Raw genomic sequence first — 10,616 nt, 5'->3', positions numbered from 1 at the left:
TGCACCATCTCCCGGGTGAGCGGATGCGAGCGCAGCAGGCCATGGGCCTTCGTCAGCGCGAGTTCACGCGGGTCAGTTGTCGCGACTGCCGACAGTGCGTCGGCCTTCTCGGCAGAACGACGCCGATTCGGGCGGGACCGGCGCGAGCGTCGGGTTCCGGCCGAATGGTCCGATACTGCATCCGTTGTCCCCGGGGCCGACGCGCTAGACGTGCTTGCTCCGTCCCTTCCATGAGGCTCCACCGCGGAAGTGACCATCGCACCGTAATCTCGGGCTTTCTTCGCGACCAGCTCGACGGCCGTCGACATGAAGCTGGACAGCGCATCTGCGAATTCAAGCTGGTGCTTCCAACGTTCGGATTCGCCTCCTTCGGCAGACCAATCCTCGGCAGCAGCCTGCGCGAAACGATCGGAGGCCCTGCCGAACCTGACGAGGGCCTGAAGCTGTTCTCGAGCTTGCCTGTATCCTTCTTGCGCGGCGTCGGGGCCGGTCTCCTCAAGTGGAGAGCCCAGTGCGGCAACCTCGTCCGAAAGCTGCACAAGCTCATCAAGAGTTCCTTGCAGCGCGGCGGGCAATTCATAAGTCATGAGACGCAGGTGATGCGACCAAAGGGCGCCGATGGCGGTTAAATCGGCCAGCGACATGGTCCTCGATATGCAGCGGTCCGTTTCTTCGCGAATGGGGCCGACGGCATTCGAACTATCACGCACCTCCGGCAGCTTCGACAATGCCTGCATGAATTGCTTGTAGTCCTGAATCTCGCGGGACTGCTCCGCAAGTTGCTTCAAGCGCTGCGTCAGGCGCAGCCGCTGCTCCTGCGCGGCATGTGGATTGACTGGGGGCAATCGGCTGCTGCGTAAGTCCTCCGACGCGTTCACTTGCACGTCGTCCGACAGCGTCGACACCAACTCGTCGACGAGGGTAAGAGCGCACCACACGGGTTTCGGCGGGGCGTCCACGGTGGGCGAAACGTTTTCGTGGATTGACAGCATCTTTTTCACGTTTTCGTAAGCCTGAACCAGAACACGACGCTTCAGCGCGGAATCCGCGATGCGGCCAAGGAAGTCCAGTGCCTCATTGACACGATTCCCAAGACCCTTCAGCTTGGCGATGCGCTCAGAGTCCGCAGCGCTCAGTAGCTCGTGCGGTGGAACTGCCGCCGAATCTCTCTGCGGCAAGCTGGTGCGAGGTGGGGCTGCGCTCGCGATTTGCGTGACCGAGTTGTGCCCCGCCTGTCGCTGCGGAATCCCCTGAGGCGGCACCCCGCTCCTGCGCGATCGCCTCGCCGAGTTGGTTTCTGAATTTGTCAGCCGCCTCCCCGCCCCACTTGCGGCATCCTGTGCCGAAGACAAACCGCCCATGGCGTTTCGCCTGATTCCACCGCCCGACATTGATATCGCTCCTGAAGGCCCAATGGCCAAATCTCAGGGCGATGTTAGGTCGCACTGAGCAGCGGTGTCGCCTTCGAAGCGAAGCGTTGTGTGTCGAGACGAAAGCCTGAGGACATGGCCCGGAACAAGTTCCCGTTTTGGGGGCGCGGGGCGGGATGGGATGCAAGCTCCGAGCGCCGTGTGGCGAGCCACACAAGCGAGGAGCAACGCCGCAGCGCGCCCGCCCAGCACCCCCAAAACGGGAAGTTGTTTCGGGCCATGTCCTTGGCCTAGAAAAACCATTCGCCGGACAGTCGCACGGTGCGTGGCGACCCGGCCAGCACGCCGCCGTAGTTCACGCTCTCCCAGTAACGGCGGTTCGCGAGGTTCTGAACTTGCAAACGCCACACCGTGGGAACATCGCCCACCTTCATGGCATAGCGCACACCGCCATCCCAGCGCGTGAACGCGGGCACGAAGAGCGAATTGGCTTGATCGATGGCCCGCTTGCCGGTGTACACCAAACCGGCGTTCAGGCTCAGCCCAGGCAAGTCGGCCACCTGCCAGTCGAACCAGGTGTTGGCCTGCAGCTTGGCGACGTTGGCAGGGTGCTTGCCTTCGCGCGCGTCGCCGGTGTCGCGCATGCGGGCGTCCAGCCAACTGATGCCGGTCACCACGGACAGGCCGGAAGCCACTTCCCCGTTCAGTGCCAACTCAATGCCCAGGTGCCGCTGGTGTCCTAGTGTCTTGAACAGGCTGTCTGCCGGATCGACTGCCTGCAAAGGCTTGTCGATGTGGAACACCGCCGCCGTTGCAGAGAGCCCGCGCTTGGGTATCCACTTGATGCCGGTCTCGATCTGCTTGCTGCGGATTGGATCGAGACGTTCACCGCGGTTGGACGCCGTGTTGGGTGCATAAGCGCCCTGCTCCAATCCTTCGGTATAGGTCGCATAAGCGGTCCATGCCTTGCTCGGCAGCCACACGATCGCGGCCGATGGGACGGTCACATTGACGTCGCCGTCGCGTTGCACGCCGCCGACGCTGAATGCTTCGGAGCGGTACGCGATGTAGCGCAGCCCCGCGAGCACGCGCCAGTGTTCGTTCAATGAGATGGTGTCACTCGCGAAGAGACTGGGCTGGCGCGTGTTCCCCTGATTCTTCGGCGGAGGGTTCGAGAAGTCCGGCCTGGCGCTATAGACGGGCGCATAGATGTTGCCGACGGTCAGCCCGTCGTTCGGGAACCAGCCTCCGTCCGATGACTTCATTCGACCGTCGGACAAGCCGAGCACGACATCGTGCTGAACGCCGACTGCATTCACGCGGCCGTTGAGGAAGGCCTGCGCTGATACCGTCGTGAAGCGCTGATCGGGCGAGAAGTAGAAATCGCCGCTGGTGATCGTGCCGCCAGGCGTCACGCTGTACACGTCGGGGAAAGCGGCATCGCGTGTCGTGAGGCTGTAGCCCAGTTGTGCAATCAGGTTCCAGTCCTCATCCAGCTCATGCTCCAGCCGCAGGCCGAGGTTCGAGGCTTCAGTGCGGTATTGGCCCCATGGCTGGCCGAGCAGCGTGCGCGGGTCGAAGCTCTCGGCGGGGACCACGGTGCCATCGCTGCGCGGACCGATGACGGGTTGGGCCGCCAGCTTTTTGCGCTGATGGTCGGCGTCCAGACGCAGCAGCGTTCCTGGTGCGAGCTGCATGTCCAGCGCGACGCTTGCCATTGCCCGCGACAGGTCGCCGGCATGCGTGAAGTCGCCCTGCTCTTCTGCCGCCATGTTCAGGCGGAATGCAAGTGCGCGGCCCTGGTCCACCGCCCCGCTGCTGTCGACGTGAAGGTAGTGCCCACCGAAGCTGCGCACTTCTGCGTCGACGCTGATGAAGCCGCGACGCGTAGGCCGCTTGAGAATGTAGTTGACGAGGCCGCTCGGCTCGCCCACGCCGTAGAGAAAGCCCGACAGGCCCTTCAGTACGTCAACCCGCTCCATGCTCTCCAGCGGAATGTCTGCGTAGACGTTGGTCAGCAGGCCGTCGCGTCGGACGCTGTTGACCGCGTTGGCTGAAAAGCCGCGCACTGCAATGCCGTCATAGGCACCGCCGAATGAAGCGGGCTGCACGCCCGGATCGTTCTTCAGCACGTCCTGCACGGTGCGAGCGCGCTGGTTGTCGATGAGTTCACGGCCATAGGAGCCGATGGAAAACGGCAGCTCCTGCAGCGACTGCACGCCGAGCGCACCAGCGTTGACGTCGCGATTGACATACAGAGTTTGCTTCTTCGCATTGATGATCACCTGTTCGAGCGTGACCGGCGTGTTGTCGGCATTTTCCGTCTGGGCCTGCGAGACATTGAGCGAAGCGGCGCCGATGAGCGCTGCCTGGAGCACTGTGCGTGTGTGTTTCTTCTTTGTCATGGATCGTTCCGGGTTCTATTGATCGTTGGCTTGGTACTGCGCGGGACGCGGGTTCTCGAACACCGCGCCTTCGGGGGTGGTGAAGCTCAGCGTGGCGCGATGAACCATGCTGTCGTACACAGCCTGCATGTCGCTGCTGGTGGGCTCGATCCACAGGTTGTGCGCGGATGCAAGGGAAGCTGATAACGCGCAGGCCACGGCCATGACTGTCTTCATTCGATCTCCATGCTTGAGTCACGGCAAATACGAATCATTCGCATTCTATGTCTTAGGATGACCCCCGTCCAAGCAGCAATGGGAGAAGAACCGATGACCGAATACGCGATTGCGCAGCAGCGCACATCGATCCACGTCCACCCGCTGACACCACGCGAATGCGCTGGCGTCGAGCAGCTCGTCGACGACATGGCGAGGACTTTCGGAAGCGTGGAGACGGCCGAGTTCGCCGATGCCTGCGCACTGGCAGCGCAGGAGCTGCCCCGCCCTCTGCGAGAACTCGCTCATCGCTTCAAGCAACTGCACCTGCCATGTGGCGCAGTGCTGATACGCGGCGTGCCGGTGGACGACAGTCGCATCGGGCCGTCGCCCGCGCACTGGGACGCGACATGGCGCAACCCGCCCACGCTGCGCGAAGAGATCGCGCAATGCCTGCTCACGTCGGCGCTGGGCGAGATCTTCGGCTGGCGCACGCAAGAGAATGGGCGCTTCCTGCGCCACATCGTCCCGATCGAAAAGGAACGTGCCGAGCAACTCGGCGGAGGCAGCAGCGTCACGCTGGTGTGGCACAACGAGGAAGCTTTCCACGACCATCGTTGCGACTTTCTGTCCATCGTCTGCTACCGCAACGAAGAGCGCGCCGAAACCATTCTGTCGGCCATCGACGACATCGAGGTCCCGGATGACAAGTGGGCCGTGCTGTCTGCACCGCGCTTCGTCGTGCTGCCCGATACCTCACACCTGCCGGACCAGAACGTCAGCTCTCATTGGCGGCTGGACGACGATGCCTTCGAGCGCATTCGGCGCATGTACGCCGACCCGCAGCCTGTGCCGGCGCTCAGCGGCTCGCGCCAGCGTCCGTTCATCCAGGTCGACGAGGCCTACATGGAGGCCATCGCTGGCGACCACGAAGCGCAGGCGGCCTTTGATTGGTTGATCGATCGCTTCAACGAACACAAGGCATCGGTGGTCATGGAGCCGGGCGACATGCTGTGGATCGACAACAAGCGCGCGGTGCACGGCCGCTCGGTCTACCAACCCAACTATGGGCCTCGCCATCGATGGCTCAGGCGCGTCAATGTCACCCTGAACCTGCGCGGCTCCATGCCCTACCGCGAGCACGCGGTCGCCCGTCACATCGTCTAGAGGTCTTCATGTCAACCACCCATGCCTTCAAGGCAGGCGCGAGCCTGCGCGTCTTCAGCAAGCGCGACCTCGCCTCGCTGACATTCGATCTCGACGAGGTGCTGCGCGTCGTCGAAGGCGCCTATCGCGCTTGCGCCGAGGAACGCTCCGCCAACCCGGCCAAGCTCACGGTAAAGCCGCAGGACGGCCGCTCTGTCGCCTACGCAATGCTTGGCCGCGACGGCGACCGCGAGACCGTTGCGTTCAAGACCTCGTACAAGTTTGGGCCCGAAGGCGACAAGGCCGATGAGCGCTACTACACCACGTTGACTCTGTACGACGATCGCATCGGCCACCCGATCGCGCTGATGGATTGCAGCCTGGTCGGCAGTCTGCGCACGCCTGCGGCTTCGGCACTGATCGCGCGGGCCTGCGCCAGGCCCGATGCGCGCACGGCCCTGGTCGTTGGCAGCGGCGTGCAAGGTCGCATGGCCCTGCCTTTTCTCGTGCAGGCCATGCCCCATCTGCAGCGGCTGATCGTGCATGGACATCACACTGCAGGTATCGATGCGGTGTTGAGCCAAATGCACCATCACCACCCGCTTCGCCGGGTCGAGGTATCGCGCAACTTGCAACGCGCCGCCCAGGATGCCGACATCGTGATCGGCGCCGCCGGGCCATCCTCATCGGGGAGCGTGGAGGTCGACTGGCTTCGCCCCGGTGCACTCGCGATCCTGGTCGGCTACGGCATATCGAAGCAGGTATTGCACAGTGCGGACTATCGTGTCGCCACCAGCGAAGAGCAGATGCGCGTGACGGGCACGGACCTGGCAATGGACGGCGAGCTGCCTGCAGTGGATGCCGAACTGCCGCAGATTCTCACCGGATCAAAGCCTGGCCGCCGGCGCGCCAGTGATCGTGTTTTTGCATACAACAGCGGCATGGTGGTCACCGACATCGCACTCGGCCGGCTGCTGGCCGAGCGCGCGCTGGCGCAGGGCCTCGGCCGGGAAGTCGAACTGTGGTGAACGCCATGTCCGAATCGACCGCTTGCTTGCAACCCGCACCGCTGCTGCCTGCGCTACAGCATCCGCTGGTCCAGCGCCTTCTCGAAGTTCATGCCGGGTTGCTGCATGAACTCATGAATGGACTCGGCTCGCCCTTGCACTTGATGCTGCCCCAGGTGTTTGCGCAAAACGCCGTCGCGTTCTCGAACTGCCTGCGACGTGCGGGCGTCGACGGCTTGGTGATGTATGCAAAGAAGGCCAACAAGGCGCGTTGCCTGGTCAACGTCTGTGCGCAACTGGGCCTTGGTGTCGATGCCGCGAGCGCTGAGGAGTTGACGCAGGCGCTTGGTGCCGGCGTGCCTGGGCGAGTGATCGGCATCTCCGGCCCCGCGAAACATCCTGCTCTGATGCGCATGGCGATTCGACAGCACTGCCTTCTGGCCATGGACAGCCTCGAAGAGCTGCACGCGTGCGCCGAGATCGCCGAGTCTGAACAGTGCGGCGCTCGCGTGCTGCTGCGCTGGCGGCCGGACTCGCAACCGCGCAGCCGCTTTGGCATGACAACCCCGGAACTCGACCACGCACTGCGCATCTGCCAAAGCCTACAGGCGCATCTCGGCCTCGAAGGCTTTTCATTCCACCTCAACGGCTACTCTCCTGACGAACGCGCTGAGGCAACACACCACCTGCTGGCCCGCTGCCTGGATGCGCGCCGCCTGGGCCTGGGCGCTGATTGCATCGACATCGGCGGAGGATTTGCGGTGCGCTATGTCGACACAGCCGCATGGCGCGACTTCGAAGCACAGCAGCGTGCCGAGCACTACCACGCGGGCAAGACCTTCGACAGCTTCTACCCCTATGCCTCTCAATCCCACGGCGCTGACATGTTGGCGGCAGTGCTTGCCTTCAAGAACGACACAGGCAACGCCCTGTCCAAGTGCCTGAGACGCGAAGGCATCCGCCTACTGATCGAACCTGGACGGGCCTTGCTGGACCAGGCCGGCGTCACGCTGTTCCGGGTGCAGGGCGTGAAGGACCGGCCCGACGGCTATGGCGTGCTCACGGTAGCAGGCACCAGCTTCAGCATGTCAGAGCAGTGGTTCAACAGCGAGTACCTGCCGGACCCGGTGCTGCTTGGTGATTGCCCCACCGGCGCCGCACCGTACATCGCCTGCGTGGCCGGCACCAGCTGCCTGGACAGCGACATGGTGAGCTGGCGAAAGCTGCGCCTGCCGCGCCGCCCATCGCCCGGCGACGTGCTCGTGTACTTGAACACCGCCGGCTATCAGATGGACTCGAACGAATCGCCGTTTCACGACCTTCCGCTGCCGCACAAGGTCGCGATCGAGTTCGACGGCGAACAACACCCTCGCTGGCGGCTCGACAGCATCGCGCCACTTCAAGACCTTCACCTCATCTAAGGAAGATCGACCTTCATGGACCGCCACCCACTGCAAAATCTCTCACCCATCGCCACCCGCACCTCCGACCTCATCGGGCACACCCCGCTGATGGAGCTGCTGACCACGCGTTTCGGAACGCGTGTCTTGCTCAAGCTCGAGCAGTTCAACCCGACGGGCACCGCCAAGATTCGCATGGCGCGCCAGATGCTCGACGAGGCCGAGGCGCAGGGGCTGCTCAAACCCGGCGGCTGGGTCATCGAATCGACCTCAGGCAACACCGGCATGGGGCTCGCGCTGCTGGCCGCAGAGCGCGGCTACCGCTTCACCGCGGTGGTCGATCACCATGCATCCAAGGACAAGCTGCGTGCCATGCAAGCCTTTGGCGCGGAACTGCTCTACGTCAATGAGGAGCCGGGAGATGGTCTGGCCACCGCCGATCGTGAGGCGCTGGCCGAACGCATCGCCGCAGAGCAAGGCGCGTACTGGACCGAGCAGCACAACAACCCCGCCAACGCCAACGGCTACCGAGCCGTGGCCGACGAGCTCGAGCAGGCGCTCGGCGCCGACATCACGCACCTGATCGGCGCGGTGGGAACGGGCGGCTCGCTGTTCGGCACGGCGCGCGAGATGAAGCAACGCCTGCCTTCGCTGCGTGTGATCGGAGTGGAGCCTGTCGGCTCGATTGCCTTCGGCGGGCCCGGTGCGCCGTACTACCAGTCGGGCACCGGCACGCCCGAAGGCGCGGAGATCGGCGAGCTCGTCGACTTCTGCCTGCTTGACGAAGGACTGAAGGTGAGCGATACGCAGGCCTTCAACACCGCACGCTACTTCGCTCGCACGCGCGCTGTGCTGCTGGGCGGCTCGGCAGGCGGTGTGCTCTACCAGGCACTCAAGCGCGCTGAAGTCGCACCGCCGCTGAGCACCATCGTCGTGCTGGTTTGCGACGGCGGCGAGAAGTACCTCGACACAGTGTTCAACGACGAGTGGATGAACGAGCGCGGGCTGATCGATCCAGCGATCGACGGGGAGCTCGATGCCTTGATGGAGCAGCTGACGGCAGGCGTGGCGGTGCGGGCATGAACATCGGCCACTGGCGGGCTGACGCGGCGCACATCGGCGCACTGGCCGGGCCGCTCGTGCTCACGCAACTGGCGCAGGTCGCGCTGGGCACCACGAGCGTGGTGATGCTTGGGCGAATGGGCGCACTCGAACTGGCCGCCGGCGGACTGGCACTCACCTTGTTCAACCTGCTGCGCACGATGGGGGTCGGTCTTGTCACGCCGACCGGCAATTTGATCGCCGCAGCCACGCAGGACGGGAGCGCGGTGACCGAACAGATCCGCGACTTGTCGCGGGCGAGCTTCGCTGTGTCCACCATTGCCGGCCTGCTGGCCTGGGCGGTGATGAGCATGGCTGGCCCCTTGCTCCTGCTGCTGGGCCAGGACGCCACAGTCGTCGAACGCTGTGCTCGCTACCTTGCAGTGGCCGCTCCGGGGATCGTTCCCATGCTGTGGTTCCAATCACTGCGCAACATCACGGTAGGCTTGCGCAAGCCCGGGCCTCTGCTGGCTGTCACGCTCGGGTCCGTGGCCGTCAACATCGCGCTCAACCTCGTGTTGATCGATGGCGGTTGGGGCATTCCGCCCCTCGGCCTGGTCGGCGTGGCCTTGTCATCGACACTCGTGAACGCCGCGTCGTTCGCTGCCTTCTTCGCCCTCGCACGGCGCGACGATTCGCACGCTTCAGTGCTTTCCTTTCGCTTCTGGGATGCACCTCGCGAGACCTTGTGGCGCACGCTTCGCATGGGCCTGCCCGTGGCCGCCACTTATGGATCCGAGGCAGGCTTCTTCTCGGTGCTGGCTCTGCTGGCCGGCACGCTGGGCGCAACGGCACTGGCCGCGCACACCGTGGTCAATCAGGCGGTCTACGTGGTCTTCATGATCGCCGTCGGCATCTCGCATGCGGTGTCGATCAGCATCAGCCCGGCGTGGGCCCGCAATGACCTCGCCACCACGCGCCGACTGGGCTGGATTGGCCTGGGCATCGGATGGGTGGCGATGGCCGGTGTGGCGGCGTTCTACCTCGCGATGCCTCAGCTCGTCCTCCGCGCTTTCGTGCGCGACAGTGCAGGCACCGCGACCCTGCTGGCAGTCGCCGCGCCACTGCTGTGGCTGGCTGCCCTGCTGCAGTTCTTCGATGCGAGCCAGAACATTGCCATCGGCCTGCTTCGCGGAGTAGGCGACACCAGCAGCGCCTTTGTTCGCACGCTGGTCGGCTATTGGGGCATTGGTCTTTGCAGCGCCTGGCTGCTGGGGGTGCACTGGGGGCTCGGCATCACGGGGCTGTGGCTGGGCCTCATCGCCGGGCTGGCTGCGACCGCCATCCAATTGCTGCTGCGCTTCCATCGACTGACAAGTGTGTCGAGCCGCCGTGAGGCAGTGGGCATCGCGTCAGTGGAGAAAGGATCGATCGCATGGAAGACAGGCGAATGACGGAAACAGAATCGTATGTCGTGGCCATCCGGCCGATCGAGCTGTTCCAGGCAACGGAACAAGTGGATGACGAGAAGGTTCGCCACTTGGCCATGACGATTCGCCGGCAAGGCCACTGGCTGGTTCCTGTCCCGATCGAATCGCGGACCGGTCTGGTCATGGATGGCAATCACCGCCTGCAGGCCGCGAGGCTCCTGGGCTTGCGGCGACTGCCGTGCGTGCCACTGGTCTATGACGACCGCCGCGTGTCGGTGCGCTGCTGGCGCAGCAACGTCCCGTTCGACGTGCAGCGCGTCATGACGATTGCCACGCGGCGCGAGTTGCTGCCGTTCAAGACCACTCGGCACCGCTTCGATCCACCGCTGCCGCAAAGTCATATTCCGATTGCGCTGCTGGCTTGATCGACACCGGGGCTTGACGCCGAGCTGCAGGAACGCCTGCTGTCTTCGAACCCGCGTCTCTCAGCCCCGCCTGCAAGAGCTCAGAGGCTGAGAGTATTTCGAGCGTGTCCGAGCAGCACGTCAAAAGGCACCTGATCTAGGCGCAAAGCGCAGCCATAGCTCGTGCTATGGCGAGCATTTGCAACGACGAGCAGGGG

Annotated in this window: 9 protein-coding genes; 6 read left to right on the top strand and 3 right to left on the bottom strand. The window is 64.2% G+C overall.

Annotated elements, in window-relative coordinates; translation table 11 throughout:
• The 3 genes from AC30NL_RS04965 to AC30NL_RS04955 form a co-directional block, all read right to left on the bottom strand.
• The coding region (locus tag AC30NL_RS04965) for a hypothetical protein (protein WP_489462903.1) at nt 1-1,178 on the bottom strand (1,178 nt) is incomplete at its 3' end.
• A 482-nt stretch (nt 1,179-1,660) separates the two neighbouring features.
• Complete coding sequence (locus AC30NL_RS04960; protein WP_489462902.1) at nt 1,661-3,775, bottom strand: TonB-dependent siderophore receptor; 2,115 nt, start codon at nt 3,773-3,775, stop codon at nt 1,661-1,663.
• A 15-nt stretch (nt 3,776-3,790) separates the two neighbouring features.
• The gene (locus AC30NL_RS04955) at nt 3,791-3,991 is read right to left on the bottom strand and encodes a hypothetical protein (protein WP_489462901.1); all 201 of its coding nucleotides are present in this window, start codon (nt 3,989-3,991) and stop codon (nt 3,791-3,793) included.
• A gap of 93 nt (nt 3,992-4,084) precedes the next feature.
• Here AC30NL_RS04955 and AC30NL_RS04950 point away from each other — a divergent pair, with 93 nt between their 5' ends.
• From AC30NL_RS04950 to AC30NL_RS04925, 6 genes are read left to right on the top strand one after another with little or no spacing between them, the layout of a single operon-like run.
• Nucleotides 4,085-5,137 carry a TauD/TfdA family dioxygenase gene (locus AC30NL_RS04950; protein WP_489462900.1) on the top strand — a complete coding sequence of 351 codons (1,053 nt, stop codon included), beginning with the start codon at nt 4,085-4,087 and terminating at the stop codon, nt 5,135-5,137.
• Between the two features lie 8 nt (nt 5,138-5,145).
• Complete coding sequence (locus tag AC30NL_RS04945; protein ID WP_489462899.1) at nt 5,146-6,144, top strand: ornithine cyclodeaminase family protein; 999 nt, start codon at nt 5,146-5,148, stop codon at nt 6,142-6,144.
• Nucleotides 6,145-6,149: 5 nt separating this feature from the next.
• The gene (locus AC30NL_RS04940) at nt 6,150-7,544 is read left to right on the top strand and encodes a type III PLP-dependent enzyme domain-containing protein (protein ID WP_489462898.1); all 1,395 of its coding nucleotides are present in this window, start codon (nt 6,150-6,152) and stop codon (nt 7,542-7,544) included.
• Between the two features lie 15 nt (nt 7,545-7,559).
• Nucleotides 7,560-8,606: a cysteine synthase family protein gene (locus AC30NL_RS04935; RefSeq protein ID WP_489462897.1), complete on the top strand. Its 1,047-nt coding sequence runs from the start codon at nt 7,560-7,562 to the stop codon at nt 8,604-8,606.
• A complete protein-coding gene (locus AC30NL_RS04930) occupies nt 8,603-10,018 on the top strand; it encodes an MATE family efflux transporter (protein WP_489462896.1) in 1,416 nt (471 codons plus the stop codon). Before AC30NL_RS04935 ends, AC30NL_RS04930 begins: the two co-directional genes overlap by 4 nt.
• Nucleotides 10,015-10,419: a ParB N-terminal domain-containing protein gene (locus AC30NL_RS04925; protein WP_489462895.1), complete on the top strand. Its 405-nt coding sequence runs from the start codon at nt 10,015-10,017 to the stop codon at nt 10,417-10,419. The genes AC30NL_RS04930 and AC30NL_RS04925 overlap by 4 nt, the downstream gene beginning before the upstream one ends.
• Nucleotides 10,420-10,616: the final 197 nt, after the last annotated feature.

The sequence above is a fragment of the Rhizobacter sp. genome, assembly GCA_021153565.1.
Classification (GTDB): domain Bacteria; phylum Pseudomonadota; class Gammaproteobacteria; order Burkholderiales; family Burkholderiaceae_C; genus Albitalea.
The sequence above is the reverse complement of the archived record's forward strand: the minus strand, read 5'-3'. Positions and strand labels throughout refer to the sequence as shown.

Excerpts from the sequence above, each read along its gene's own strand:
- AC30NL_RS04960 (WP_489462902.1), bottom strand. The coding sequence starts at position 3,775 with ATGACAAAGAAGAAACACACACGCACAGTGCTCCAGGCAGCGCTCATC.
- AC30NL_RS04955 (WP_489462901.1), bottom strand. The coding sequence starts at position 3,991 with ATGAAGACAGTCATGGCCGTGGCCTGCGCGTTATCAGCTTCCCTTGCA.
- AC30NL_RS04950 (WP_489462900.1), top strand. The coding sequence starts at position 4,085 with ATGACCGAATACGCGATTGCGCAGCAGCGCACATCGATCCACGTCCAC.
- AC30NL_RS04945 (WP_489462899.1), top strand. The coding sequence starts at position 5,146 with ATGTCAACCACCCATGCCTTCAAGGCAGGCGCGAGCCTGCGCGTCTTC.
- AC30NL_RS04940 (WP_489462898.1), top strand. The coding sequence starts at position 6,150 with ATGTCCGAATCGACCGCTTGCTTGCAACCCGCACCGCTGCTGCCTGCG.
- AC30NL_RS04935 (WP_489462897.1), top strand. The coding sequence starts at position 7,560 with ATGGACCGCCACCCACTGCAAAATCTCTCACCCATCGCCACCCGCACC.
- AC30NL_RS04930 (WP_489462896.1), top strand. The coding sequence starts at position 8,603 with ATGAACATCGGCCACTGGCGGGCTGACGCGGCGCACATCGGCGCACTG.
- AC30NL_RS04925 (WP_489462895.1), top strand. The coding sequence starts at position 10,015 with ATGACGGAAACAGAATCGTATGTCGTGGCCATCCGGCCGATCGAGCTG.